The organism is Ideonella sp. (genome assembly GCF_035254525.1).
Classification (GTDB): Bacteria; Pseudomonadota; Gammaproteobacteria; order Burkholderiales; family Burkholderiaceae_C; genus Ideonella.
On record NZ_DATFAN010000158.1, the window covers coordinates 1 to 26,324 of the forward strand.

27 protein-coding genes are annotated in these 26,324 nt (G+C 71.0%); 14 read left to right on the top strand and 13 right to left on the bottom strand.

Annotation, left to right across the window (positions count from 1 at the left end):
* Positions 1-100: 100 nt before the first annotated feature.
* The 13 genes from VJ693_RS15915 (at position 101) to VJ693_RS15975 (ending at position 12,585) form a co-directional block, all read left to right on the top strand.
* On the top strand, positions 101-925 hold the full coding sequence (locus tag VJ693_RS15915; RefSeq protein ID WP_324155661.1) for an SH3 domain-containing protein: 825 nt from the start codon (positions 101-103) through the stop codon (positions 923-925).
* A 20-nt stretch (positions 926-945) separates the two neighbouring features.
* Positions 946-1,578 carry an outer membrane beta-barrel domain-containing protein gene (locus tag VJ693_RS15920; RefSeq protein ID WP_324155663.1) on the top strand — a complete coding sequence of 211 codons (633 nt, stop codon included), beginning with the start codon at positions 946-948 and terminating at the stop codon, positions 1,576-1,578.
* A gap of 4 nt (positions 1,579-1,582) precedes the next feature.
* The gene (locus VJ693_RS15925) at positions 1,583-2,113 is read left to right on the top strand and encodes a TlpA disulfide reductase family protein (RefSeq protein ID WP_324155664.1); all 531 of its coding nucleotides are present in this window, start codon (positions 1,583-1,585) and stop codon (positions 2,111-2,113) included.
* Between the two features lie 5 nt (positions 2,114-2,118).
* A complete protein-coding gene (locus VJ693_RS15930; protein WP_324155666.1) occupies positions 2,119-2,355 on the top strand; it encodes a DUF4266 domain-containing protein in 237 nt (78 codons plus the stop codon).
* 43 nt (positions 2,356-2,398) lie between these two features.
* Positions 2,399-3,487, top strand: coding sequence for a DUF3570 domain-containing protein (locus tag VJ693_RS15935; RefSeq protein ID WP_324155667.1), 1,089 nt, complete (start codon positions 2,399-2,401; stop codon positions 3,485-3,487).
* An 11-nt stretch (positions 3,488-3,498) separates the two neighbouring features.
* The gene (locus tag VJ693_RS15940; RefSeq protein ID WP_324155669.1) at positions 3,499-4,101 is read left to right on the top strand and encodes an AraC family transcriptional regulator; all 603 of its coding nucleotides are present in this window, start codon (positions 3,499-3,501) and stop codon (positions 4,099-4,101) included.
* A gap of 125 nt (positions 4,102-4,226) precedes the next feature.
* Positions 4,227-6,215, top strand: coding sequence for a hypothetical protein (locus VJ693_RS15945; protein WP_324155670.1), 1,989 nt, complete (start codon positions 4,227-4,229; stop codon positions 6,213-6,215).
* Positions 6,202-9,456: a tetratricopeptide repeat protein gene (locus tag VJ693_RS15950; protein ID WP_324155671.1), complete on the top strand. Its 3,255-nt coding sequence runs from the start codon at positions 6,202-6,204 to the stop codon at positions 9,454-9,456. Before VJ693_RS15945 ends, VJ693_RS15950 begins: the two co-directional genes overlap by 14 nt.
* Positions 9,453-9,752: a hypothetical protein gene (locus VJ693_RS15955; RefSeq protein WP_324155672.1), complete on the top strand. Its 300-nt coding sequence runs from the start codon at positions 9,453-9,455 to the stop codon at positions 9,750-9,752. Before VJ693_RS15950 ends, VJ693_RS15955 begins: the two co-directional genes overlap by 4 nt.
* Before the next feature lie 33 nt (positions 9,753-9,785).
* Positions 9,786-10,439 (top strand): MotA/TolQ/ExbB proton channel family protein, encoded by a 654-nt coding sequence (locus tag VJ693_RS15960; protein ID WP_324155674.1) that lies wholly within the window; start codon positions 9,786-9,788, stop codon positions 10,437-10,439.
* Between the two features lie 11 nt (positions 10,440-10,450).
* On the top strand, positions 10,451-10,948 hold the full coding sequence (locus VJ693_RS15965) for a biopolymer transporter ExbD (protein WP_324155676.1): 498 nt from the start codon (positions 10,451-10,453) through the stop codon (positions 10,946-10,948).
* Between the two features lie 13 nt (positions 10,949-10,961).
* A complete protein-coding gene (locus VJ693_RS15970; RefSeq protein WP_324155677.1) occupies positions 10,962-11,456 on the top strand; it encodes a biopolymer transporter ExbD in 495 nt (164 codons plus the stop codon).
* A 37-nt stretch (positions 11,457-11,493) separates the two neighbouring features.
* Positions 11,494-12,585 (top strand): TonB family protein, encoded by a 1,092-nt coding sequence (locus tag VJ693_RS15975; RefSeq protein WP_324155679.1) that lies wholly within the window; start codon positions 11,494-11,496, stop codon positions 12,583-12,585.
* A gap of 150 nt (positions 12,586-12,735) precedes the next feature.
* Here VJ693_RS15975 and VJ693_RS15980 read toward each other — a convergent pair whose 3' ends face one another.
* The 13 genes from VJ693_RS15980 to gspG form a co-directional block, all read right to left on the bottom strand.
* Positions 12,736-13,524, bottom strand: a complete 789-nt coding sequence (locus VJ693_RS15980) for a DUF2007 domain-containing protein (protein ID WP_324155681.1) — start codon at positions 13,522-13,524, stop codon at positions 12,736-12,738.
* A 163-nt stretch (positions 13,525-13,687) separates the two neighbouring features.
* Positions 13,688-14,917: a type II secretion system inner membrane protein GspF gene (gene gspF, locus VJ693_RS15985; RefSeq protein WP_324155683.1), complete on the bottom strand. Its 1,230-nt coding sequence runs from the start codon at positions 14,915-14,917 to the stop codon at positions 13,688-13,690.
* Between the two features lie 16 nt (positions 14,918-14,933).
* A complete protein-coding gene (locus VJ693_RS15990; RefSeq protein ID WP_324155685.1) occupies positions 14,934-15,923 on the bottom strand; it encodes a cyanophycinase in 990 nt (329 codons plus the stop codon).
* Positions 15,924-15,927: 4 nt separating this feature from the next.
* The gene (gene gspE / locus VJ693_RS15995; protein ID WP_324155687.1) at positions 15,928-17,349 is read right to left on the bottom strand and encodes a type II secretion system ATPase GspE; all 1,422 of its coding nucleotides are present in this window, start codon (positions 17,347-17,349) and stop codon (positions 15,928-15,930) included.
* A 28-nt stretch (positions 17,350-17,377) separates the two neighbouring features.
* The gene (gene gspD, locus VJ693_RS16000; protein ID WP_324155689.1) at positions 17,378-19,639 is read right to left on the bottom strand and encodes a type II secretion system secretin GspD; all 2,262 of its coding nucleotides are present in this window, start codon (positions 19,637-19,639) and stop codon (positions 17,378-17,380) included.
* A gap of 2 nt (positions 19,640-19,641) precedes the next feature.
* A complete protein-coding gene (gene gspN / locus VJ693_RS16005) occupies positions 19,642-20,553 on the bottom strand; it encodes a type II secretion system protein N (RefSeq protein WP_324155691.1) in 912 nt (303 codons plus the stop codon).
* A 35-nt stretch (positions 20,554-20,588) separates the two neighbouring features.
* Positions 20,589-21,071, bottom strand: coding sequence for a type II secretion system protein GspM (gene gspM / locus VJ693_RS16010; protein WP_324155693.1), 483 nt, complete (start codon positions 21,069-21,071; stop codon positions 20,589-20,591).
* 10 nt (positions 21,072-21,081) lie between these two features.
* Positions 21,082-22,617 (bottom strand): type II secretion system protein GspL, encoded by a 1,536-nt coding sequence (gene gspL / locus VJ693_RS16015; protein ID WP_324155695.1) that lies wholly within the window; start codon positions 22,615-22,617, stop codon positions 21,082-21,084.
* A 75-nt stretch (positions 22,618-22,692) separates the two neighbouring features.
* On the bottom strand, positions 22,693-23,625 hold the full coding sequence (gene gspK / locus VJ693_RS16020; protein ID WP_414652301.1) for a type II secretion system minor pseudopilin GspK: 933 nt from the start codon (positions 23,623-23,625) through the stop codon (positions 22,693-22,695).
* 122 nt (positions 23,626-23,747) lie between these two features.
* Positions 23,748-24,398 carry a prepilin-type N-terminal cleavage/methylation domain-containing protein gene (locus VJ693_RS16025; protein ID WP_324155699.1) on the bottom strand — a complete coding sequence of 217 codons (651 nt, stop codon included), beginning with the start codon at positions 24,396-24,398 and terminating at the stop codon, positions 23,748-23,750.
* The gene (gspI, locus tag VJ693_RS16030; RefSeq protein ID WP_324155700.1) at positions 24,398-24,760 is read right to left on the bottom strand and encodes a type II secretion system minor pseudopilin GspI; all 363 of its coding nucleotides are present in this window, start codon (positions 24,758-24,760) and stop codon (positions 24,398-24,400) included. The genes VJ693_RS16025 and gspI overlap by 1 nt, the downstream gene beginning before the upstream one ends.
* On the bottom strand, positions 24,757-25,212 hold the full coding sequence (locus tag VJ693_RS16035) for a prepilin-type N-terminal cleavage/methylation domain-containing protein (RefSeq protein ID WP_324155702.1): 456 nt from the start codon (positions 25,210-25,212) through the stop codon (positions 24,757-24,759). Before VJ693_RS16035 ends, gspI begins: the two co-directional genes overlap by 4 nt.
* Entirely contained in the window at positions 25,203-25,649 is a 447-nt protein-coding gene (gene gspG / locus VJ693_RS16040) for a type II secretion system major pseudopilin GspG (protein ID WP_324155703.1), read from the bottom strand. Before gspG ends, VJ693_RS16035 begins: the two co-directional genes overlap by 10 nt.
* 61 nt (positions 25,650-25,710) lie before the next feature.
* Here gspG and VJ693_RS16045 point away from each other — a divergent pair, with 61 nt between their 5' ends.
* A complete protein-coding gene (locus VJ693_RS16045; RefSeq protein ID WP_324155705.1) occupies positions 25,711-26,319 on the top strand; it encodes a hypothetical protein in 609 nt (202 codons plus the stop codon).
* Positions 26,320-26,324: the final 5 nt, after the last annotated feature.

A 26,324-nucleotide genomic window follows, 5' to 3' on the forward strand; every position in this document is an offset into this window, starting at 1 on the left:
ACCCCGCGCCGCGCGACCAGGACGAGTTCAGTCCGGCGACCTACGGCATGTTCAACCCGCCCGACCCGAACACCGGCGCCTGCAAGACCGATTGATGACGTTGAGCCATCGCCTATCCATCGGGCTGGCCGGGCTGGCCGGGCTGACCGCCATCATGCTGCCCCTGCGGGCCTGGGCCGAAGAGCCCACGGTGCCCGCCGAGCCGCCATCCACCACCGCCAACGCCGCACCGGGCAACCAGCCGGGCGAGGCGCGGCAGGCGCGCGTGCGCGTGACCGGGCCGTACCTCGACATGCGCAGCGGTCCGGGCCGCGGCTACCCCGTCTTCTACGCGGCCGAGAAGGACGAATGGGTCGTGATCGAGCTGCGCCACACCGACTGGTTCAAGGTGCGCACCGCGCGCGGCCCGGTCGGCTGGGTGTCGCGCGAGCAGATGAAGCAGACCGTCACCGAGGACGGCGTGCCCTTCGAGCTGGCCGACCCGACGCTGAATGACTTCCTGAATCGCCGCTTCGACTTCGGCGTCGGCTACGGCGCGTCGAAGAAGACCTCGATCACCCGGGTCTGGGCCGGCTGGCGCATGTCCGACACGCTGAGCCTGGACCTGAACATCGCCGACGTGCAGCAGCGCAGCGCCACCACCGGCCTCTGGACCGCGAGCATCCTCGCCGAGCCCTGGTCCGACCAGCGCATCTCACCCTTCATCGGCGTTGGCGTCGGCCGCTTCCACCACGAGCCGAACAAGAGCCTGGTCAACAGCGAGACCCAGGACGGCAACATGGGCGTGCTCACGCTCGGTGTGCGCTACTTCCTCAGCGGCCGCACCGCGTTGCGCGTCGACTACTCGCGCTACGCCGTCTTCGTCTCCGACACCGACTACCGGAACTACCAGGCCGGCACCATCGGCCTGTCGATCCACTTCTGAGCCACCAGCCCGCCACGCCCATGCGAACCACCCTGTTGACCCTGACCGCGGCCCTGGCCGCGCTGGCCGCCGCGCCGTCGGCCCGGGCCGCCGACCCGGACAACGCGGTCGTCGTGCCGCAGGTGGATCGGCGCGACATCAAGCTGCCCAAGTTCCCGTCCAACGACTTCGAGGTCGGGCTGTTCGGCGGTGTCTACTCGACCCAGAACTTCGGCTCCAGCGTCGCCGGCGGCCTGCGCCTGGCCTACCACATCAACGAGGATTTCTTCGTCGAAGGCAGCGCCGGTCGCACCAAGGTCAGTGACGAAGCCTTCCGGCGCATCCTGCCGGGCGGCATCTTCACCGGCAACACCGAGACGCTGATCTATTCGAACTTGAATGTGGGCATGAACGTGCTGCCGGGCGAGGTCTTCTTCGGCACCAACCGCGCGATGCCCTCGCAGGTCTTCGTGCTCGCCGGCGGCGGCACCACGCGCTTCAACGGTCAGCGCATGCAGACCTTCGACCTCGGCGTCGGCGTCAAGGTCTACGTGGCCGACTGGTTCGCGGTGCGCGTCGACATGCGCGACAACATCTACACGCTGGACCTGCTGGGCAAACGCGACAGCACCCACAACGTCGAGCTCAACGCCGGCCTGTCCTACCTGTTCTGACACCATGCCCAGTCAACGCTTTCCCGATCCCTCGCGCCGGCAGGCGCTCGCCCTGGGCGCTGCCGGTGCCGCACTGGCGCTGGGCCTGCCTGCGGCGCGCGCGAACATCGCGCCCGCCGCGCCGGCGCCCGACTTCACGCTCAAGAGCCTGGAAGGCCCCAACCTGCGCCTGCAGGAGCAGCGTGGCAAGGTCGTGCTGCTGAACTTCTGGGCCACCTGGTGCGGCCCCTGCCGCGAAGAGATGCCGCAGCTGAACAAGCTGTACGAGAAGTACCGCCCGTCGGGCTTCACGCTGCTGGGTGTCAACGTCGACGAGGACAGCCGCAACGCCGCCGGCATCGCCGGGCAGATGGGCGTCAAGTTCCCGGTGCTGCTGGACAGCGACAAGCGTGTGGCCAAGCTCTACGACCTGTCCGCGATGCCGTCGACCGTGCTGATCGACCGCGACGGCCGGGTCCGGTTCCTGCATCGCGGCTACCGCAGCGGCACCGAGGGCACCTACGACCAACAGATCCGCGCGCTGCTGAAGGAATGAGCGCCGTGAGCCGATTCACCTCCTGGGGCGCCCTTGCGTTCGTCGGCCTGGCCGGCGCGCTGCAGGGCTGCGCGCCGATCGAGCCCTGGGTCAAGCCGTACGAGCGCGAGCGCCTGGCCGACCCGATCATGCAGTTGTCGCGCGACACCTTGGCCGAACGCCACCGCGACCACGTCTTCACGGTGCGCGAAGGTGCACGTGGCGCCACAGGGGTCCAGGGAGGCGGCTGTGGTTGTAACTGACAAGTCTTCAATCGTCCGCCGGGTACTCGGCGGGCTGGGTCGCTTGCTGGGCATCGGCGGCAGCCTGGTCGGCGCGGCCCATGCGGTGGACCTGCCGCCCGACCACGCCGAGGCGATGTTCCATCTCTACGATGGCGGCGGCGTGCAGGCCGCGGGGCCGGCGTTGCTGGTGCGCAAGAGCCTGTTCGAGAAGGTCTCGCTGTCGGCCGGCTACTACGTCGATGCGGTCAGCAATGCGTCGATCGACGTTGTCACCACGGCCAGCAAGTACAGCGAGACGCGCCAGCAGCTCGACCTCGGGCTCGACTACGCGGTGCGCGACACGCTGATCCACCTGGCGGGCAGCCAGAGCACCGAGCCCGATTACGAAGCCCAGACGGTGGGCCTGGACGTCTCGCAGGAGGTGTTCAACGGCATGACCAACGTCAGCCTCGGTTTCACCGAAGGCCACGACCACGTCGGCCAGAAGGGCCTGCCGGACTACTTCGACCACGCCAACCACTGGCAGTACCGGCTCGGGGCGACGCAGGTGCTGACACCGCGCTGGCTGGCCAGCGCCAACGTCGAGGCGCTGGCCGACGAAGGCTTCCTCGGCAGCCCGTACCGGGTGGCCCGCGTGTTCGGTGCCGCTGTGCCCGAGCGCGTGCCGCGCACGCGCTCGGGCCGCGCGTTGAAGCTGCGCGCCATCGGCGACGTGAGCGACTGGTTCACCGGCTGGGGCGCCGGCCAGCGCCATGCGGTGCATGTCGACTACCGCTACTACTGGGACAACTGGGGCATCAAGGCCCACACCGTCGAAGGCGGCTACAGCCGCTACTTCGGCGAGGCCTGGCTGGCCGACACCTGGCTGCGCTTCAACCGCCAGAGCGCGGCGCTGTTCTACAGCGACAACGCGCAGGCCGAGTCGCTCTACATCACCCGCAACCGCCAGCTCGGCACCTTCAACAGCTGGAGCCTGGGCGGTCGCGCCACCTACACCTACGCCAAGGTGCCGGGCCGTTACGAAGTCAAGCTGGCCGGCTCGCTCGAGCTGGTGCGCTTCGACTACCAGGACTTCACCGACATCCGCACCGGCAAGCCCTACGCCTTCAACGGTGCGCTGCTGCAGCTGTACCTGACGGCCAATTTCTGAACCCGACACCCATGCTGAACCACTTGCGCACCGCCGCTGCCGTCGCCGCCCTGGCCTGGCAGGCTTTCGTGATGCCCGCCCACGCGGCGGACGCCCCGGCTGCGGTCGCCGCGCCGGCGGCGGTCTCTGCAACGGCGCCTGCTGCGAGCGCACCCGCCGCGAGCGCCGCCGACACGGGCCTGGACAGCCGAGTGCAGGACCTGAAGGCCGACGTGATCCGCCTGAACCGCGACCTGCTGGTGCTGGAAGAGGAACTGCTGTTCCCGGCCAGCACCCAGGTGGCGCTGTTCGTCTCGATGGACGTGGGCAAGCTGTTCTCGCTTGATTCGGTGCAGATCAAGCTCGACGACAAGATCGTCGCCGACTACCTGTACACGCCGTCCGAAGTGGCGGCGCTGCACCGTGGCGGCGTGCAGCGGGTCTACGTCGGCAACCTGAAGTCGGGCACGCACGAGATCACCGCCTTCTTCACCGGCCAGGGCCCGCACAGCCGCGACTACAAGCGCGCGACGACGCTGAAGTTCGACAAGGGCACCGAGCCCAAGTACATCGAGCTGCGCATCAAGGACAAGCTGGTCAAGCTGCAGCCTGAGTTCGACGTGAAAATATGGTGACCGTCGACCCCCACGCTCCCTCCGGTCGCTGCCCCCCAGGGGGGCTCGCGCAGCGGACCGGCGTAGCCGGATCCGCGCACGCCCTGGGTTTGGGGCGCTGTGTCGCAGGCGTTTCGCTGGCCTTGGTGGCCGTGTTCGCGCACGCGGCCGATGCGCCCGCGCCCGACCACACGATCAAGGCGCCGCACTATGGCGACGCGCTGTTCTACTTCTTCCAGGATCGGCCCTTCCCGGCGCTGACCGCGCTGATGGTCTCGCAGCATTTCGGCCGCCTGCCGCAGCACGAGGACGAGGCCGAGGTGCTGCGCGGCGGGCTGCTGCTGGGCTATGGCCTGCACCGCGAGGCCGGCGAGATCTTCGCCCGCCTGATCGAGCGCGGCGCCGAGCCGGCGGTGCGTGACCGCGCCTGGTACTACCTCGCGAAGATCCGCTACCAGCGCGGCAGCCTGGCCGAGGCGGCCGACGCCCTCTCGCGCATCGAGCACCCGCTGCCCGGCGTGCTCGAAGACGAGCGCTCGCTGCTCGATGGCCAGGTCCGCCTCGCGCTCGGCGACCCGGCGAGCGCCGCCGAGGTGCTGCGCGCGCTGCTGGCGCGGCCACCGGCCGCCGAGACACCCAAGGCCCCGAAGGGGGCGGTGGCGGCCACGCCGGCCGAACCGCCCCGCCGCTCGATCTTCAGCCGCCTCGGCGGCTGGCTGCTCGACGCGGTCACGTTCAACTGGGGCCGCGAGCCCGAGCTGCCGGTCAGCACCGCGCCGGCCTATGCGCGTTTCAATCTCGGCGTCGCGCTGATCCGCAGCGGCGATGTCGAAGGCGGCAAGAAGCTGCTCGACGAGATCGGCCGCAGCCCGATGCACAATGAGGAGCTACGCGCGCTGCGCGACCAGGCCAACGTCGCGCTCGGCTTCGCCGCGCTGACGCAGGACGACCCGGAGGGCGCGGCGAAAGTGCTCGAGCGCGTGCGCCTGCAGGGCAACTACTCCAACAAGGCGCTGCTCGGCTTCGGCTGGGCCGCCGCGGCGCAGAAGAAGCCCACCCAGGCCCTGGTGCCGTGGATGGAGCTGGCCAGCCGAGACCCGAGCGATGCGGCGGTGCTCGAAGCGCGCATTGCCGTGCCCTACGCGCTGGCCGAGGCCGGCGCCTATGGCCAGGCGCTGGCGCGCTACCAGGAGGCGATCGGCGCCTACGACCAGGAGGGCAAGGCGCTGGACGAGTCGATCGCCGCCATTCGCGCCGGCAAGCTGGTCGAAGGGCTGCTCGCGCGCAATCCGGCCGAGGACATGGGCTGGTTCCTGCCCCTGGATGAACTGCCCGAGATGCCGCACCCCGGCCACCTGGCGCCGCTGATCGCGCAGCACGAGTTCCAGGAGGCCTTCAAGAACTACCGCGACCTGATCTTCCTTGGGAACAACCTGACCGGGTGGCAAGACCGCTTGAGCATCTACGGCGACATGCTGGACCACCGCCGCAAGGCCTTCACCGAGCGCCTGCCGCAGACGCGGTCGCGGGCATCGGAGCTGCGGGTCGATGGCCTGCAACGCCAGCGGGATGCCCTGGCCGCCGAGTTCCAGGCGGCCGAGGCCGCCGCCGACGGCCTGGCTTTCGCGAATGCCGAGCAGCGTGTGCAGCAAGCCAAGCTCGACGCCGCCCGCGCGCTGCTCGCGCAAGGCGGCGAGGCCGTGAAGGGCGAGGTCGATCTGGCCGAGGTCGACGAGCGCCTGCGCCGCCTGTCGGGCGCGCTGACCTGGCAGCTTGCGCAAGACCTGCCCGCGCGCCGCTGGGAGGCCGAGAAGGGCCTGCGCGACACCGATGCCCGGCTGCTGGAAGCGCGCCAGCACGACGCCTCGCTCGCCGCCGCCGAGAAGGACGAGCCGGCCCGGTTCGGCCACTTCGCGCAGCGCCTGGCCGAGCTCGATGCACGCATCAAGGCGCTGCAGCCGCGCGTGGCCGCGCTGAGCGCCGAACAGCAGCAGGCGCTGCAGGACGCCGCCGTGGCGGCGCTCAAGCAGCAGCAGGAGCGCCTGGTCGGCTACACCAACCAGGCACGTTATGCCGTGGCCCAGTTGTACGACCGGGCCACCCAGCGCAAGGAGGGCGACCGTGCGAGCCCCTGATTTGCGCCTGTCGGTGATCGCACTGGCCGTCGGCTTGGCTGGCTGCGCGAGCAAACCCGACCACCTGCCCGGCGACGATGCGCCGACGCTGAAGACCCTGGCCGGTCGTGACTACCCGGTCACGGCCGACGCCGGTGTCGCCGGCAACGAAGACCAGGCCATCGATGCCTACAAGCGTTTCCTCGACGCCGCCCCGAACGCGCCGCAGCGCCCGCAGGCCATGCGCCGCCTGGGTGACCTGGCGATGGAATCGGCCGACGCGCGCTTCGCCGCCAACGCGGCCGGTGCCGCCGACCCCGACTACAAGGCCGCGATCCAGCGCTACCAGGATTACCTGAAGGCGTATCCCAAGGACCCGGACAACGACCGCGTCCACTACCAGCTCGCGCGCGCCTACGAGCAAGGTGGCCAGCTCGAGGTGGCGCTGAAGACGCTGGACCAGCTGGTCAAGGACTACCCGGCGACGCGCTACCTCGACGAGGCGCAGTTTCGTCGCGGCGAGCTGCTGTTCACGGCGCGCAACTACCCCGCCGCCGAGCAGGCCTACGCCATCGTCCTGAATCGTGCCCCTGGGTCGCCCTCAGGGCGCCCGTCCCCCGAGGGGAGCGTTCCTGCTCGGGGCGGCCCGTCGCAGGAACAGAAGGACAGCCTGTACCGCGACCGCGCGCTGTACATGCACGGCTGGTCGGTCTTCAAGCAGGGCCGGCTCGAAGAGGCGTTGACCTCCTTCTTCGGCGTGCTGGACCTGAAGCTCGGCGCGCTCGACAGCGACGCCGAACTGGAGTCGGTCGAGGGCCTGACCCGGGCCGACCGCGAGCTGGTCGAAGACACTTTCCGCGTCACCAGCCTGTCGCTCGAGAACCTGAAGGGGGCCGAGTCGATCCCGGCCTATGTCGACAGCGACGTGCGCCGCGGCTACGAGTTCCGCGTCTACCAGCAGCTGGCTGCGCTGTACCTGAAGCAGGACCGGCCCAAGGACGCGGCCGACGCACTGACGGCCTTCGCGCGCCTGCGGCCGCTGCACGCGCAAGCGCCGCAGATGCAGGCGCGGGTGATCGAGATCCACGAGAAGTCCGGCTTCGACACGCTGGCCGTCGGTGCGAAGAAGGAATACGTCGACCGCTACGGCGCGGCGAGCGAATTCCGCCGCGCCAACCCGGCCGGCTGGGAGCGCGCGCAGCCGCTGGTCAAGACCCACCTGACCGAGCTCGCCACGCGCTACCACGCGAGCGCACAGAAGAGCCACGCCAGCGCCGACGTGCAGGAGGCGGTGCGCTGGTACCGCGCGCTGATCGATGCGTTCCCGGACGACGCCGCTGCGCCCCGCAACCACTTCCTGCTGGCCGAGCTGCTGTACGAAGACAAGCAGTTCGCGCCCGCGGCCGCCGAGTACGAGATCTCGGCCTACAACTTCCCGCAGCATGCGAACAGCGCCGATGCGGGCTACGCCGCGCTGCTGGCCTATGCCGAGCAGGACAAGCGCGCCCGCGCCGAGGGCCGCACGGCCGATCTGCCGGCGCTGCAGCGCGCGGCGGTCGACAGCGGGCTGCGTTTCGCCGCGGCCAACCCGACCGACGCGCGCGCCGCGCCGGTGCTGACCAACGCCGCCGACCGGCTGTACGCCCTCGGCGATGCCGAACGGGCCGCGACGGTCGCGCAGCAGGTGCTGGCCCTGCAACCGCCGCCGGCGCCGAACCTGCGCCGCGTGGCCTGGACGGTGGTCGCCCACACGGCCTTCGAGGCCCAGGCTTTCGACCGCGCCGAGAAGGCCTATGCCGAAGTGCTGGCGCTGACACCCGACAAGGACGCGACGCGTCCCGAGTTGACCGAACGCCTGGCCGCCGCGATCTACAAGCAGGGCGAAGCCGCGCGCGCCGCCGGCGAGAACCAGGCAGCCGCCGGCCACTTCGCGCGCGTGGCCACCGCGGCGCCGGAGTCGACGGTGCGGGTCGCCGCCCAGTACGACGCCGCGGCGGCGCAGATCGCGCTGAAGGACTGGGCCGGCGCGGCCCGCACGCTGGAGGATTTCCGCCAGCGATTCCCGAAGCACGCGCTTGCCGACGAGGTCACCGCCAAGCTGGCGCTGGCCTACACCGAACAGAAGCAGTGGCCGGCCGCCGCGGCGGAATACGAGCGCCTCGCGCTCGTGCAGAAGGACCCCGAGCTCGCCCGCTCGGCGCAGTGGCAGGCCGCGGAGCTGTACGAGAAGGCCGCGCAAGGTGGCGCGGGCTCCGCGCGCACCGCTTCGGCCAGGGCCTACGAGCGCTACTTGCGCCAGTACCCGGCGCCGCTGGAGCAGGCGGTGGAAGCCCGCTTCCGGCTGGTGAAGCTGGCCGAGGCCGATGGCAACGCGGCCCGCGCGCTGGCGCTGCAGAAGGAGATCTTCCAGGCCGACCAGGCCGGCGGCGGCGCCCGCACCGGCCGCACCAAGACGCTCGGCGCGATGGCCGCGCTGGCGCTGGCCGAGCCGGTGCGCGCAAGCTACCAGCAGGTCCAGCTCGTCGAGCCGCTGCAGAAGCAGCTGAAGCTGAAGAAGGCGAAGTTCGAGGAGGCGCTGAAGGCCTACTCGGTGGCGGCCGACTACGGCGTGGCCGAAGTCGTCACCGCGTCGACCTACCAGATCGGCGCGGTCTACCAGGACTTCGGCAAGGCGCTGCTCGGCTCGCAGCGGCCGAAGAAGCTCAGCAAGCTCGAGCTCGAGCAGTACAACGTGATGCTCGAGGAGCAGGCCTTCCCGTTCGAGGAAAAGGCGATCGAGCTGCACGAGGTCAATGCGCTGCGCTCAGCCGACGGCCTGTACGACGAATGGGTCCAGAAGAGCTTCGCCGCGCTGCGCGAGTTGCGCCCCGGGCGCTGGGGCAAGCAGGAGCGCAGCGACAACAGCGCCTCGCCCGCCGCGACGCTGAACCAGCAGGCCATCGCGCTGCGCCAGCAGGGCCAGCTCGACAAGGCGCGCCAGACCTACGAGGCGGCGCTCGCCGCCGATGCCGGCTACGCCCCGGCCAGCCTGAACCTGGGCGTGCTGCACGACCTGTACCTGGGCCACCCGGCCCAGGCGCTGGAGCTGTACAACCGCTACCTGGCGCTGACGCCGGCCGGCGATGCCAGCGTGGCCAAGTGGGTGGCCGACGTCAAGCGCCGCGTGCCGGCGCCGCCGCCCGAGGCGGCGCCCGCCACCGCGGCGGCCGCATCGGCTTCGGCCGCCGCGGCCTCCGCCCCGACCGCGAAGGACAAGCCATGAGACGAGCCTTACCCTTGCTCGCAATCGTGCTCGCTGCAGCCGGCGCGGTGCGTGCCGAAGACCGGGCAGACCTCGAGCGCACGCAGATCATCGGCAACCGCGAGCTGCCCAAGGTCCTCTACATCGTGCCCTGGAAGAAGCCCTTGCCGGGTGACCTGACCGGCCGGCCGACCGTCAGCGTGCTCGACGAGGTGCTGGCGCCGGTCGACCGCGATGTCTTCCGCCGCCAGGTCCAGTACGACAGCGCCACGCGTTCTCCCCCGGCCGCCGCGGCCGCCCCTGCCCCCAAGCCCTGACCCCTCTCGTTTTCAAGTTCCCGGAGAAGATTGATGAATGCCTTCCAAACGGTCGTGAAGTTCTTCCAGGACTGCGGCTTGTTCATCTACCCCAGCCTGCTGATCATGGCGCTGGGGGTGTCGATCGCGATCGAACGCTGGGTCTTCCTGCGCCGCGCGCGCAGCCAGAACAAGCGTGAGTGGTCGCAGATGCTGCCGCAGTTGCAGGGCGGCCAGCTGAAGGAGGTGCTGGGCCACGCGTCGAAATCCGACTCGGCGATCGCCAACATCGTCACCCACGGCCTGACGCGCCTGCAGAGCTCGCGCCGCCGCGAGGATCTCGACGCGGCGATGGAAGAAGGCATGATGGAGATCGTGCCGCGCCTGGAGCGCCGCACGCACTACCTGGCCACCTTCGCCAACGTGATCACGCTGGTGGGCCTGCTGGGCACCATCATCGGCCTGATCAAGGCGTTCACCGCGGTGGCCCAGGTCAACCCGGCCGAGAAGGCCGAGATGCTGTCGGCCTCGATCTCGATCGCGATGAACAACACCGCCTTCGCGCTGATGGTCGCGATCCCCTTCCTGCTGATCCATGCCTTCCTGCAGGCGCGCACCAGCGAGATCGTCGACGGCCTCGAAGCCGCCAAGATCAGCTTCCTGAACCTGATGCAGCGCATCGCGCCCGAGCACTCCACGAACCGCTAAAGGCCCGCGTCATGCGCGTTCGACGCCTACGAAAACATCCAGCGGCGCTGGAGATCTCGGCCTTCCTGAACCTGATCGTCGTGCTGGTGCCGTTCCTGCTCTCGACCGCGGTGTTCACGCGGCTCGCGGTACTGGACATGTCGCTGCCGGCGCAGTCCTCGGGTGCGGCCGAGCAGCTCAAGGTCGACCACCTGCAGCTCGAGGTCGTGATCCGGCCCGAGGCCATCGAGGTCGGTGATCGCATCGGCGGCCTGATCCAGCGCATCCCCAACACCGACAAGGGGCTGGCCGACGTGGCGGCGCTGAACACGCTGGTCCAGCAGATCAAGCTGAAGTTCCCCGAGCAGCGCGACGCCAGCGTGCTGGCCGAGCCCGACACCGTCTACGACAAGCTCGTGCAGGTGATGGACGCGGTGCGCGGCACGCAAGCCGTGCAGGGCCGCGAGATCGTCCGCACCGAGCTGTTCCCCGACATCGCGATCGGCGACGCGCCGGTGCGCAAGCAGTGACCGAGGGGCCACGATGAAGCTGACCCCATTGCAGAAGCGCGCGGTGCACAAGGCGCGCAACCAGCAGCAGCTGGACCTGAACCTCGTCTCGCTGATCGACGTGTTCACGATCCTGATCTTCTTCCTGCTGTCGAACTCGACCGAGGTCGAGACGCTGCCGGCGAGCAAGGCCGTCAAGCTGCCCGAATCGACCGCGCAGCAAAGCCCGCACGAGACGCTGGTCGTCGTGGTCAGCGGCACCGACATCGTCGTCGAGGGCCGCCGCATCGCCGACGTGGCCGAGGTGCTGAAGTCGCCCGACGACCTGATTGCACCGCTGAAGGCCGAGCTCGACCTGCTGGCCACGCGCCAGGTCGTCAAGCAGGAGAACCAGGCCAAGATGAGCGCCATCACCATCATGGGCGACAAGGACATCCCCTACCAGCTGCTGCGCAAGGTGATGGTGACCTGCGCCCGCGCCAACTTCAGTGACGTGTCGTTCGCGGTGCGTCGAAGGAGTGACGCATGAGCGCGCAGAGCCGTCTCAACGGCGCCAGGAGGGTGCGATGAGCGCGCTCGCGGTGTCGTTCCGCACGCCGGTGCTGGCGTGGGCCGTGCCCGAGGAGGACGAGCGGCGCTTCCGCCACATCGTGCAGCGCGTGCTGCTGTTGTGCGTGCTGTTCGCGATCGCCTTGTTCTGGCTGCCGCACCCTGAAGTCGTGCGCGACGAAGTGCAGGCGCTACCGCCACCGCTGGCCAAGCTGCTGCTCGACGAGAAGAAGCCGCTGGAGCTGCCCAAGCCCGCGGCGCCGGTCGAGGCCACCAAGCCGCCGCCCGACGCCAAGGCCAAGGACGAGCCCGCGCCCAAGCCCGAGCGCGACAAGAAGCAGGCCCCGGTGCCCGAGGCGCGCAATCCCGTCCCCGGCAAGCCGCCGGGCGAAGCGCTCGATGCCGCGCGCCGCAAGGCGACCGGCGTCGGCCTGCTGGCCATGAAGGAACAGCTCGCCGAGTTGCATGGCGCGCCGGTCGCGGTGCAGCTGAACAAGGAAGCGATCAAGCCGGGCCTGGGCGTCGGCACCGGCAGCGGGCCGGGTGTCGGCGCCGGCAACGAGGCCGGCTTGCCGGTGCGCTCGATGATCACCTCCAACGCCACCGGCGGCTCGGGCGGCATCAACACCTCGGGCTACAGCCGCAACACCGGCGGCGGCGGCCTGGCCGGCCGCTCAACCACGCTCGTCGAAGGCACGGCCGGTGGCGGCGGTGGCGGCGGCCCGGGTGGCGGGGGCGGCTACGGCACCGGCGGCAAGGGCACCGGCGCCGGCGGCTCGCCGGTGGGCGGCACGCTGCAGAAGGGTGGCAGCGGCAAGGCCTCGCGCTCGATCGAGGAGATCCGCCTCGTCTTCGAGCGCAACAAGGGCGCGATCTACGCGATCTACAACCGGGCGCTGCGCGAGGATCCCTCGCTGCAGGGCAAGGTGGTGCTCGAGCTGAAGATCGCGCCGGCCGGCAACGTTGTGTCGTGCCGGCTGGTGTCCAGCGAGCTGAAGGCGCCCGAGCTGGAGCAGAAGCTGCTCGCGCGCATCCAGCAGTTCGACTTCGGCGCCAAGGACGTCGACCAGATGGTCGTCACCTATCCGATGGACTTCCTGCCGTCTTGAGGCCCCCACGCCCCCTTCCGGGGGCTGCCCCCCAGGGGGGCTCGCGCAGCGGACCGGCGGAGCCGGATCCGCGCACGCCACTTGGAGGGGGCGGCGCTGCGCGCGCCCGTGGTCGTGGCAGGGGTCAGATGGAACTGCAGCGGGCTGGTTTCATTGGGCTAGCGGCGCGCGTGCGGTCACCTCGCCGAGCGGGCCGTAGCGCAGGCGCGTGTCCAGCCGGCCGTCGTGGTCGTCGTCTTGCTCGGCCTCGACCAGGCGCCCGAGGCGGTAGTGCTCGACGCGCAGCGGCAGGCCGGTGGAGGGCTCGATGATCGTGGCGGTGTCGAGCACGCCGTTGCGGTAGGTGGCCCGCCACTCGGCCAGGCCGTCGCCGTCGGCATCGACCTCGCTGCGCTCGAGGCTGCCGTGACGGTAGGACATTCGCGTCTCGAAGCGGCCGTCGAAGTCGTCGTCGTCTTCCTCGCGGGCCGGCATGCCGCGCTCGTAGTGCACGACAGCGTCGATGCGGTGGTCCAGGTTGCGGTCGATCTCCATCCGCAGCAGCTGACCAGTGGCGCTGTAGAACGCGCGCTCATCGGAAACGCCGTCGCGGTCGTGGTCGATGCCGTCGTCGACGGCCGGTACGCGCAGCGCCGCGGCCGTGACGACGATGCCGAGCGCCAGGCCCATGCCAGCCCAGGCCAGACGCCCCGAGCCGCGTGGCGGCGGGGGGTGGGCCGTGTCAGACGGCTGCTCCGCCTCGAAGGCGGCCACGACGGCGCGTGCAGCTTCGTAGTCCGGCTCCTCGACGACGACCCGCACCAGGCCCGTCACCGGCAGGTCGCCCATCGCCCCGGTGAGGTACTCGCCCTCGACCCGGCCCGCCAGGCCATGCTGGCGCAGCAGGTGCAGCATCATGTGCGCCTCCACCGTGTTGGAGGCTTCAAAGACCGACTTCATGCCCGCATGATGACCGATACCTGGCGCGAAGAGCCGAACCACGAGGCCTGAAAACCGGCGGCCGCCGCAGGCGCCGCCCCCCAAGTCGTCGGCGCGGGTCCGGCTTTGCCGGTCCGCTGCCGAAGCCCCCTCGGGGGGCAGCCCCCGGAGGGGGCGTGGGGGCCTACTTGACCCAGGTGTTGAGCTGGATGATCGGCAGCAGCACCGACAGCACGATCAGCATCACCATCACGCCCATCGCGACGATCAGCAGGGGCTCGAGCACCGTGGCCACCGCGAGCGCGCGGCGTTGCACCTCGCTGCCGAGCTGGCGCGCGGCGCGGTCCAGCATCACCGGCAGCTTGCCGGTCTGTTCGCCCAGCCGCGCGAACATCGCGAGCAGGCCGGGGAAGCGCTTCTTCGCCGCCATCGCCGACGCCAGCGGCGCACCTTCGCGCACCTGCACCAGCGCCGCCATCGCGTCGGCCCGCATGGCGCGGTTGCCCAAGGTCTCGGCCGCCGCCTGCAAGGCCTTGAGTATCGGCACCCCAGCGCCGGCGAGCATCGCCAGCGTGCCGGCGAAACGCGCTGCGTTGTAGCCGCGCGCCAGCCGGCCGAACAGCGGCAGGCGCAGGAAGGCCGCGTCGAAGCGCTCGCGGAAGGCCTCGTTGCGCAGCGAGAAACTGAGCATCACGCCGCCGCCGACCAGCAGCGCGAGCACGATCAGGCCATAGCTGCGCACGAAGGCGCTGATGGCCAGCATCGCGACCGTCAGGCCGGGCAGCGCGCGCTTGCTGCTGGTGAACACCGAGGCGACCTGCGGCACGACGTAGGTGATGAGGAAGGTCACGATGACGATCGCGATCAGCGAGACGATCGCCGGGTAGAGCATGGCGCCCAGCAGCTTGGCTTTCAGCGCCTGGCGGTCCTCGAGGTCGTCGGCCAGCTTCTCGAGCACGCCGCCGAGTGCGCCGCTCTGCTCGCCGGCGGCCACGACCGCGCGGAACACGTCGTCGAACTCACGCGGGCTGGAGGCGAGCGCGCGGGCGAACGAACTGCCGGCGTTGACCTCGCTCTTCAGGTGGGCGATGAGCTCGCGCTGGCGCGGCTCCTCGGCCTCGTCGGCGAGCGCCGTCAGCGCGCGCTCCAGCGGCAGGCCGGAGCCGACCAGGCCGGCGAGCTGACGCGTCCAGACGGTGAGCCCGCTGGTGGTGAAGGCCTTGCGCCCCAGCCGCAGACCGCTGCCGACGCCGGCCCGCCCCGGGTCGGTGGCACCGCCGACGGGGGTCACGCTCAGCGGCACCAGGTCCTTGGCGCGAACCTGCGCGCGCGCCGCCTTGGCGTTGTCGGCCTCGACCAGGCCGGTCGCCGCCTTGCCGGCGGCGTCGAGGGCTTCGAACTTGAAGGCAGGCATGGTCGGGCGTGGTACTTCAGTAGATGCCGCCGCCGGGCTGGGTCGAGCTCAGCACGCCGCTCTCCGCGGTCAGGCTGTAGTCGGTGGTCGAGCCGTCGCCTTGCCACTGGACGAGATCGAACTGCCCGGCGCCCGACAGGCGTTGCACCTGCACGTCGCGGTAGGTCAGCGGCAGCCGCTTCTGGCAGACCTGCGGCATGCCGCCCTGCAGGAAGTAGACGGAGCCGACACCCAGCCGGGTGCCGACGCCGTTCTCGATCGCCAGCGCCGTCTCGACACCGACGCCGATGCCGCGCGGCGCGGCGACCCAGCCATCCTGCGCCATGCGGGCCATGAAGGTCACCAGGCGCCCCATGCGGTCGCGCGTGTCGAGGTGGGCATCGCCGATCACTGCGTCCAGCGCGGGGGCGGTCAGGAAGCCGCGGTCCAGCGTCACGCGCCGGCCGTACGGGTTGCCGAGCGCGGAATCCGAGGTGACGCTGCCATTCAGGGCGGCGAAGTCGACCTCCCCGAGCACGGCCAGGCCGGCACTGGTGCCGCCGATCGGCACATGGCGGGTGATCAGGCCCTGCAGCGCCGTGTCGACGCCGGTGCCCTTCCATTGCTGGATGTAGTCGCTCTGGTCGCCACCGGCGATGAACAAGGCCTCGGCCTTGGCGATGCGGCCGATCACGAAGGGGTCGTTGGCGGCCTCGCGCGACGGGATCACCAGCGTCTCGACCGAGTCGACGCCGCCCATCGCGTAGATGTAGGGGTTGTAGCCGTCGGCGCCGGTCGCGCGGATCACGACGAAATCGCCGCCGCCGGCCTTGGCGATCATCCACTGGAACGCGGCGTCGACATCGGGGCCGCCGCCCATCATCAGTGTCGTCGGTGCGGCCGGCGTCGGCAGGACGACGTCCGCCGCATTGCCGGTCAGGTAGTAGTCGTAGGGTGGCTTCCTGGCGGCCAGCGCGGGCGCAGCGCCGACGGCGAGTGCAAGGGCCAGCAACAGGGTCTTGAACATCTCGCTACTCCCGCGTCACGCGCAGCACTTCCTCTTGCGAGGTGATGCCGGCGTCGATGAGCCGCTGGCCATCCTCGCGCATCGTGCGGAAGCCGGCGGCCTCGGCGGCGACGTAGAGCTGGCTCTCGGCGGCACGGTTGTGGATCAGCGCGCGGATCTTGTCGTCGACCACCATCAGCTCGTAGACGCCCGTGCGGCCCTTGTAGCCGGTGTTGGCACACTCGGGGCAGCCGACGGGGTGCCAGCGGCCGCGCTCGTCCTGCTTCTTGCACACCGGGCACAGCTTGCGCACCAGGCGCTGCGCCAGCACGCCGAGCAGGCTGGAGCTCAGCAGGAAGGGTTCGACGCCCATGTCGGTCAGGCGGGTCACGGCGCTCAAGGCGTCGTTGGTGTGCAGGGTGGCGAGCACCAGGTGGCCTGTCAGCGAGGCCTGGATCGCGATCTGCGCGGTCTCGAAATCGCGGATCTCGCCGATCATGATCACGTCCGGGTCCTGGCGCAGGATGGCGCGCAGGGCGGTCGCGAAGGTCAGGTCGATCGCCGCGTTGACCTGGGTCTGGCCGATGCCGGGCAGCTCGTATTCGACCGGGTTCTCGACCGTCAGCACGTTGGTGGTCGAGGTGTCCAGGCGCGACATCGACGCATACAGCGTGGTCGTCTTGCCCGAGCCGGTCGGACCGGTGACCAGCACGATGCCGTGCGGCTGCTGCACCAGCTTCAGGAAGGCGGCCAGCACGTCGCCGCGCATCCCCAAGCCTTCCAGGCTGAACTTGGCTTCGGTTTTGTCCAGCAGGCGCAGCACCGCGCGCTCGCCGTGCGCCGAAGGCAGCGTCGAGACGCGCACGTCGATCGCGCGGCCGCCGATGCGCAGCGAGATGCGGCCGTCCTGCGGCAGGCGCTTCTCGGCGATGTCGAGCTCGGCCATGATCTTCAGGCGCGAGATCAGCGCCGCGTGCAGCGCCTTGTTCGGCTGCACCACCTGGCGCAGCGTGCCGTCGACGCGGAAGCGCACGCTCGAGCTGCGCTCGTAGGGCTCGATGTGGATGTCGCTCGCGCCATCCTTCGCGGCCTGCGTCAGCAGCGCGTTGAGCATGCGGATGATCGGCGCGTCGTTGGCGGCCTCGAGCAGGTCCTCGACCGCTGGCAGCTCCTGCATCATGCGCGAGAGATCCACCGCGCTCTCGACCTCGCCGACCACCGCTGCGGCGCTCGCTTCGCCGCCGGCATAGGCCTCGGCCAGGCGCTTGTCCAGCGTGTCGGCGGCCTCGGGCTCGAAGCGGTCGACGTTGTACCGGCGCAGCACCTCGGTCAGCGCGCTGCGCGGCGTGGTGTCGGCCAGGCGCAGCACGAGTTGGCGGCCGTCGTCTTCCAGCAGCAGCGTGTTGGCCTTGGCGAAGGCGTAGGGCAGGGGGTGGCGTTGGCCCATGGCGGTGTGCGCGTGGCGCGGGTGGGGTTCAGCGGCCCGGGGCCGGAGCTTCGGGCGTGAGTGCCGGTGCGGGGGCCGGCACGGCGGTGGGCGCCGAGGCCGCCGGCTCGGTCGGCACGACGACCTGCTGGGTCGGCAGCTTGCCGGGCTGGCGCTCGGGCAAGACCACCGAGCCCTCGACCGGCAGCAAGGTGGTGGCCTCCTTCTGGCTCGCCGACTGCACGCTGCGGATTGCGTCGTAGCGATCGACCATCATCTGCTCGGCCGCTTGCGGGGTGCGCAGCACCACCGGCCGCAGGAACAGCATCAGGTTGCTCTTGACGCGGGTGCGCCCTTCGTTGCGGAACAGGTTGCCGAGGATGGGGATGCTGCCCAGGCCGGGGATCTTGCCCTCGCTGTCGCCGTATTCGTCCTTCAGCAGGCCGCCCAGCACCATCATGCTGCCGTCGTCGACGACGACCGTGGTCTCGATCGAGCTCTTGTCGGTGATCTGCGAGTTGTCGCTGCGCAGCGAGCTGCTTTCCTGGAACACCGTCATGCGCACGGTGCCGCCTTCGCCGATCTGGCTCTTGATGCGCAGCGTGATGCCGACGTCCTTGCGCTCGATGGTCTGGAACGGGTTGACCGCGCCGTTGCCGGTGCCGGTGTTGGTGAACGAGCCGGTGGTGAAGGGCACGTTCGAGCCGATCACGATCTTGGCTTCCTCGTTGTCGAGCGCGACGAGGTTGGGCGTGGACAGGATGTTCGCGCCGGTGTTCGTCTCGAGGAAGCGGGCCAGCGCACCGAGCGTGTAGAAGCCGGCGATCTTGCGGAACACGCCGATGTTCAGGCCGTTGCCGATCTGGCTGCTCGCCGACGCTGTCGCGGTACCGGTCGAGGTTGACGCCGAGCCCGACAACGACAGGTCGATGATATTGCCGGTGCCGCCGAAGTTGGTGCCGGCCACGCCGACCACCTTGCTGTCGGTGTTGGAGTTGCCCAGCAGGCTTTGCCACTGGAAGCCGAACTCGGCGGCCTTGGTCGCGTCGACCTTGACGATCAGCGTTTCGACATAGACCTGCGCACGGCGCGTGTCGAGCTGATCGATCACCTGGCGCATCTGGCGGTACACGGGCTCGGGTGCCGAGATGATCAACGAGTTGGTCGCCGGGTCGGCCTGGATCTGGCCGCCGGTGGAGGGGCTGGCCGACGCGGCCACCGGCGTGGTCGCGGCCGCGCTCATGCCGGATTGGGTGCCGCCGGTGCTGATCGGGGTCGCGCCGGTGCCCGCCACGCCGGGGCTGGGGCGCGAGACACCGCCGGTGCCTGCGCTGAAGCCGCTGGTGCCGGTGCCGGCGGCGCCGCTGGTCGCCGCGGTGCCGCTGGAGATGGCGGCGCGCAGCACCTCGGCCAGCTTCACCGCGTCGGCGTTCTTCAGGTAGACGACCCAGATGTTGCCGGCCGGGCCGCCGCCCGGGATCGGCTTGTCGAGCTTCTCGATCAGCGACTTGACCGCGTTCATGCGCACCGGATTGGCGGTGCGCACGATCAGCGAGTTGCTGCGCGGCTCGACGACGATCGAGGTGGCCGCGGCCTGGGTGGCCGCCGCGCCCGGCACGTTGGTCGCCCCGGCGCCTTCGGTGAGCCGCTGCAGCAGCGGTGCCAGGTCGGATGCCAGTGCGTGCTGCACCGGGATCACCTCGACCTCGGAGGCCGCCGGCTGGTCCAGCGCGGCGATGATCTTGGCCAGGCGCTGCAGGTTGTCGGCGTAGTCGGTGATGATCAGCGTGCCGTTGGCCGGGTTCGCGTTGATCGTGTTGTTGGCGCTGATCAGCGGCCGCAGCACGGCGACCAGGTTGTTCGGGTTCTCGTGGTTGAGGCGGAAGATCTGCGTCAGGATCTGGTCGCCGCGCAGCGTCGGCGCACCGATCGACACGGTGCCGGCCTGCAGCTTGGCCTCGGCCTCGGGCACGACCTTCAGCAGGCCGGCGTTCTCGACGACCGTGAAGCCCATGCCGCGCAGCGCGGCCAGGTAGCTGCGCCAGGCCTCCTGTGGCGGCTGGGCCTTCTCGCTGGTCACGGTGATCTGGCCCTTGACGCGTGGGTCGACGACGATCTGGCGATCGAGCATCGCGCCGATCGCGCGGGACACCGCCTCGATCTCGGCGTTGACGAAGTTCAGCGTCACGGGCGCCTTGGACTTGGTCGCCGGCATCGGTGGCTCGCTGACCTGGCTTTGGGCGAGCGGCGCGGTGGCGAGCAGGGCGGCCAGGGCCAGCGGGGCAAGGCGGGAGCGGTGGTGCAAGGTCATGATCAGCCGATCGAAATGACGGACGACGCGCCGGTGCGCCGCCCGATGATGTTCAGCAAGTTGTTCAGCGCCGGCTCGAAGCCGGGGGCGGCGCGCGCCTCGCCGGTGAACTTCAGGCCACGCTCGCCCCACTGGCCGCTGCCGTTGAGTTGCAGCGCGCCGTCCAGCGTGCGCAAGGTGATGGCGGGCCGGGCCGCGGCGCTGCCCGCGCCGCCGGCCGGCGCGCCGGTCAGGCCGATGCGGTAGCTGCCCAGCGCGTCGAGCGTGGACAGGCGCGACGAGGCCTGCAGCCAGTCGAGGTCGGCGCGGCCTTGCACCTGCCAGACGCCGCCACGCGATTCGAGCGTCAGGCCCTGGGTGGCCAGGCGCAGCTGCCCGCCGGGGCGCAGCGTGTTCCAGGGCGCGCCCAGGCCCTCGAGCCAGGCCGCGGGCCAGTGGCCGACGCCGGCGGGCCCGGGCCTGACCACGAGCGAGGTCGTGTTCCAGCCCGGGCGCCACTCGAGCTCGAGACCGGGTTCGATGCAGCAGGGTTGTGCCAGCCGCAGGCGCAGCCCGCCGAAGAACGGCGAGAGCGACCAGTCCAGCCGCGAGGGCAGGACGGCGGCATCCCGGCTGCCGGGCCCGCCGGTCAGCACCGGCAGGGCACTGCCGCGCCACAGGCTGCCTTCGGCCTCGGCCAGCAGCAGCCGGCCGTTCGAGGCGCGGGCCACCGCGTCGGCCAGCCAGGAAGCCGGCGCAAAGGCGATCAATGCGACCGCGCCACCCAGCAGCGCCCCCGCCACCGCCCAGCGGCCCAGGCGCGCCGGTGCGGGGCGCGGCAGCACGCCGCCGCGCACTGCGCGGCGCATGCCCAGCAGGATGCTGTCGTCGAAGCTCGACAGGCTCCAGCCGGCAGGGGAAATTCGCTTGGCCATGGTGGGTCGGTGGGGGCGCCTTGTCGCCGGGGATGTCAGGACGCGCCGGCGGCCAGGCTGACGACGATCTGGCCCGAGAGCCCGCCCTCGGCGCGGTTGATCTGCATGTCGACCGGCCGCGCCCGCGCGCCGCTGCGCACCTCGGTCAGCCAGGTGCGCAGCTGCTCGGGTGACGCGCCGTTGACGTTCAACGTCGCCCGGTCGCCGAGCTGGCTCAGCTTGCCGTGGGCGCCCAGCCGATCGGTGGCCGACTTCAAGGCCTCGGCCGCCTGCGCCGCGCTGACCGGCGGCTGCGCCTTCAGCTCGCGCGCCTCGCTGGCCAGACCCTGCATCTGCATCCAGGCCAGCTCCTGGGTGCGCGCCTGGGCCGGGGCGGTCTTCCAGGTCGTCCAGGCCGATTGCAGCCCGACGTACCACAGCAGCAGCAGGGCCAGGGCACCGGCGCCGACGGCCACGAGCGCCCGTTCGCGCGGCGCGAGCCGGGCCCAGCGTTGACGCAGTTCCTGGGTGGGCTTCATGTGGCGGGCCTCACATCTCGGCGGCGTTGTTCACACCGGTGGGCGATTGGGTCGGCATGCGGTGAGGCTGCTCGGCGCCGGCCGGGCGCGGCATGGGCGCTGAGCCTTGCGGCAGCCCCGGCACCGGCCGGGCGCCGGGCAGCGGGCGATTGCCCATCTGCGGCGGCGGGGGCGAGGCCAGTTCCGGCACGGGGCGCGGCGCGTTCGGCGCGGCGGCGGCGGGCCCGGCTGGCGGTGTGGCCGGAGGGTTGGTGGGCGCGGCGCCGGGCCGTGGCGGCGCGGCAGGAACGTCCATCGCAAGCTCCGCCTGCTTGGCCCGGGTCAGCGTCAAGCGGCCCGGCACCGACTCGGCGTCGTAGCCCAGCGGGCGCAGCCGCCCGCGGAAGGCCTCCACCTCTTGCGGGCTCCAGCCGGCACTGGTGATCATCAGCCGCCCGGGCTCGTACTTCAACCCGTCTGCCGGCGCCCGGCCCGGCGGCCAGGCAGCCTCGGCGGCGTACATCATCGGCTCGAGGTCGTTTTCGCCGGGCTTGCCGGCCGAGGCGCGCAGCAGATCGAGCTCCTTCTGCATCTGGGCCGGCGCATCGACGATCGCCCGAACCTGCGGGAAGGTGGTCTGCAGCAGCGCGGTCATGGCGGCCTTCTGCCGCGTCAGGGCCTGCCGCTGCTGCCAGGCCCAGACGTTGGCGCCGACGAGGTTCAGCAGCAGCAGCACCGCAACACCGTAGCGCGCCGGGCGCCAGGCGGGCGAGCTCCACAGGTGTTGCAGCAGTTCCTTCGCGGCGCGGCTGCCGCGGCGCTGCGGGGTCAGGTCGAACTGGCGCAGGTTCCAGTCGCTGCGGGCGGCGGCGAGCTGGAATTCGCCGACCGACAGCGCGGCCACGTTGCCGCCGGCCAGGCGCACGGCGTCGGCGGCGCATTCGGGCTCGGCCGTCCAGCGCACCGGCACTTCGCCGCCCACGCGGGCCAGCAGCGTGCGCGCGGCTTCACTCGCGGCGGGCAGGCACAGCGGGCCGGCGCTGTCGCGCCAAGCCAGCTGCGGGCCGGGGTCGGTGCCATCGGGCAGCGGCTCGGCGCGGAAGAAGTGGCCGGCGGGTGCATCGTCCGGCGGCCAGGCGGGCACGACGCGGTCGACTGTCAGCCCATCGGCCTCGAGCGCGTCGAGCTGGGCCTTGAGCCAGGGCTTGCTGAGCGCGGCCACCCAGGTCGAGTCGCCGGACTTGGCGTGCGGCGCGAGGGCCAGGTGCAACTCGGCGTCGTCCTCGAGCAGCACGTCTTCCATCACGCTGGCCAGGGCGGCACGCAGCTTGGCCGGGGGCGCCTTGGGCAGCGTCACGCGGTGCCAGCCGATGCCGTGCGGCGGCACCACCGCAACCACCGACTGGGTCTTGGGCAGCAGCGCCGGCGCGGCCCGGCCGGCCATCAGCCGCGGCCCGCCGTCGGCGCTGACCACATAGTCGTATTCCGACGGCGCCAGCGTCGCGCCCGCCGCCCCCTGGGACGACAGGCGGGGCGGCACGGGCAGGGCAACGATCAGTGTCGACATGGAGGTGGAGTCAGCACAAGGCGAGCGCTATTGTGGCGTGGCGCGCGAGGCGCCCTTCGGGGCCGCGATTGTCATTCATAGGGGCCCTTCGTGGGGCAGCCGTTCGCGGCGCAGCACGACCACCTCGAGCCCGCGCCGCGCGACCAGCGTCAGCTCACGCAGCTGGAAGTTCTCGTAGCGCAGCTCGCCGATGATTTCGAAGTGGTTCGAGGCGACGCCGACGCGGTTGGTGTCCTCGAGCTGGGCGTGGACCTTCTCGGGCAGCAGCGGGCGCAGGTCGCTGGTCGAGCGCACGTCCAGGGCGAGTCGCTTTTGCGCGAACCGCTCGGCGCTGCCGCGGTCCAGCCCGTCGAGCACGGCGCTGAGCACCTCGGGCGGCGCGGTCATCAGGTTCACCGGGGTGGGCGTCGGCAGGATGATCACGTAGGGCGCGAGGCGGCGCACCGCATCGTTGTCGACCCCGAACCAGGTCAGCTGCTGCACGCGCTGCGGCGGCAGCGGCGCGCCGGGCGACACGGCCTCTTCGTCGCCGAGCTGGTCCTCGGCCAGGTCGGCGCCCTTCATGCCGTCGGCGATGCGGTTGGCCGCCTCGGGCGGAATGCCCAGCGCCTCGCACAGCCGGCGCAGCGTCGCCAGCTCCTTGGCCGCCTCGACCTCCTCGTCGTTGATCAGGTTGCGCAGGTTGTAGCGCGACTGGGCATCGGTGATCTGGCCGGACAGGAAGGCCTCGAGGCCGGTATCGGCGGTGTTGTTCTTGTCGGCGGCGAGGAAGTCCGACAGCTTCACGTCCTTCAGCGGCGTGTTCCAGGGCTCGTTCAGGGTGTCGACGTTGGGGTGCTCCTTGTCCTGCGCGTCGGTGCGCAGGATCAGCCGGGCCCAGTCGGTGGCGCCCTCGATCAGCCACGCGGCCTGGGCGCGCGCGCGCTCGGCGGTCTCGACCTCGATCCCCTTCCATTGCTGCCAGACCATGCCGGCGGACAGGGTCGCGACCAGCGTGACGATCAGCATCGCCAGCAGCAGTGCGGCCCCCCGCTGGCCGGGTGCGGCCCGCGACCCCCCGAGGGGGTGCCGGCCGGCTTGGGAGCGGCCCGGCGCTCGGCCGGGTGCGGCCCCCCGTTGGGCGCGGTGGGTCATTGCGAGGGCCTCACCATCAGGTCGCGGCTGAGCGGCCCGCTGGGCAGCGCGAGCACGAGGCGCACGCCGGTGGGCAGGACCTCGTTCTCGCCGCCGACGGGGGGCGCCGAGGCGCCCGAGGCCGGCGGCTGCGGTGGTTGGGGCGTGGCTTCGAAGTCGCCGGTCGACTGCGCATTGCTCCAGCTGTTGCCGCGGTAGAAGTAGACCTGCTGGCTGTCGACGTCGTCGAGCATCTTCAGCGCGTCGGCCTGGATCGCGCTCCAGCTCTGGCTGCGGATCCACCAGTCCTGCAGCTCCTGGATGCGCGTGACCGGCGGGCCGGCCCAGCGGTACCAGCTGCGGCCCTGCAGCGTCCAGGCGACGAGCTGGATCCCGCCCGGCGCGCGGCGCGTCAGGCGCAGCGTCGCGCCGTCGAACTTCAGGCCCGGCGCCGCCGAACTCTGCTGGATCTGCGACAGATCCTGCTCCCACTGGGCGATCACCGTGCCCAGCCGCAGCGCGGCCTCGCCGCTGCGCTCGGCGCCCTCGCGTGCGCGCACCAGGCCGTCGACCCCCTGCCACGCCATCGTCGCCAGCACCGCCATGATGACGAGCGCCACCATCACCTCGACGAGGGTGAAGCCGCGAGCGGGGCGAGAGGGCTTCATCAGTACCGGGGCAGGATGACCGACAGGTGCAACAGCGGCTGGCCGCGGCTGTCCTGCACGCCGGTGTCGACGACGCGGAAGTTCGGGTTGAACGAGGCGCGCACGGTCATCGTGACCTTGTAGACCTGCCCCATCTCTTCGCAATCGAAGCTGTTCTCGCCGATGTCGGGAAACTGCTTGGCCAGCTTCATGTCGACCAGCCGGTTGTCGGCGCACCACTGGGCGAACGTCACGTCGGACAGACGCTGCGAGTTGTCCAGCAGCGTGCCGGCGGCGCGGCTGCCGGCGGCCAGCGCGATCGCGACGATTGCCACCGCAACCAGCACCTCGACCAGCGTGAAGCCGCGCGCGCGCCGTCTCACGAGGGCTCCGGGAAGATCACGACGAACGGGCCGAGCCCGTCGGTGGCCAGCACGAGCTGGCGCTGCTCGATGCGCAGCACGACGCGCTGCGCCCCGATCACCGGCTCGGGGCCCAGGCGCAGCACCGGCGCACCGATGATCTCGGCGCGGGTGCGCTCGTCGAGGAATTTGCTCGGCAGGCCGGCATCGGGCGGCAGGCCGGTGAAGACAAAGCCCTCGCCGGTTTCGCGGTTGGGCTGCCACAGCACCTCGCTGCCTTCCGCGCGGGCGCGGGCGCGGGCCCCTTCGAACAGCGCCGCCAGACGTGCGCCTTCCTCTTCCAGCCGGTTCGCATCGGCATCACGCAAGGCCAGCGTCGCCATGCCCACCGTCACCGCGATCAACGCCGTGACGACCATCAGCTCCAGCAGCGTGAAGCCGCGCTGGACCCATGGTCGTTGACCTACTGCCACGATCCGATGTCGGCGTCCCGGCCCTCGCCGCCCGGCTGGCCATCGGCGCCGAAGCTGAACACGTCGATCTCGCCCTTCACCCCGGGGTTGGCGTACTGGTAGGGGTGGCCCCAGGGGTCGTTGGGCAGCTTCTCGACATAGACCCGCCAGTTCGGCGGGATCTGGCCGACCGTGGGCCGGTGGGCCAGCGCGTCCAGGCCCTGCTCGGCGGTCGGGAAGCGGTTGTTGTCGAGCTTGTAGAGCTTCAGGGCCTGCATCAGGTTGCCCACGTCGGCGCGCGCTGCGGTCACGCGCGCATCGTCGGCGCGGTCGAGCACGCCCGGCACGATCAGCGCCGCCAGCACGCCGATGATCACGACCACGACCATGATTTCGATCAGCGTGAAGCCGGCCTGGGCCCTGCGGCGGAGGGTTGCGAAGCGTTTCGAGGCGGTCATGTTGTCAATGCCGGCCGCGAGGCCAAGGCGTGCGAAAAGTGGCTTGAATCATAATCGTCGGATGGCATCGCGATTGTTAACGCTGGCCGTGTGGGCCGTGGTCCTCGCCAGTGCGGTCTTCTGGGGCATGAAGGTCTTCGCCTCGCGCACCGGCGTGCCGGCGCAGGCCCAGATGCCGGCGCGCGCGCTGGCCATGGGCGGCGAGTTGCGCAGGCTGCTCGGCACCTCCGAGAAGCCGCAGGGGGACGACAACGAGGTCGCGGACGCGAGCGACCGCTTCCACCTGCTGGGCGTGGTTGCGCCGCGCGGCGCCGGCCATTCGCCACAGGGCGTGGCGCTGATCGCCGTCAGCGACGAGCCGCCCAAGGCGTACCGCACCGGCAGCGTGGTCGAGGGCGACACGGTGCTGCTGGCGGTCAACCAGCGTTCGGTGCAGTTGGGCCCGCGCGGCGGGCCGGCCACCGCCGAGTTGAGCCTGCCGGAGCCGACACCGATTCCCGTGCCGCCACGCGCCGCGATGAACCAGATCCAGCGCCCGGTGCCGATGATGCCGTCCGGCATCGCGCCGAACCAGGGCCCCGGCGTTCACCCGCCCACCGCGCCGGCGGCGCAGCCGGTGCAGCGCGCGGGTCAGCCGGCGCAGCAGGAAGACGACAGCGAAGACGAGTGATGACG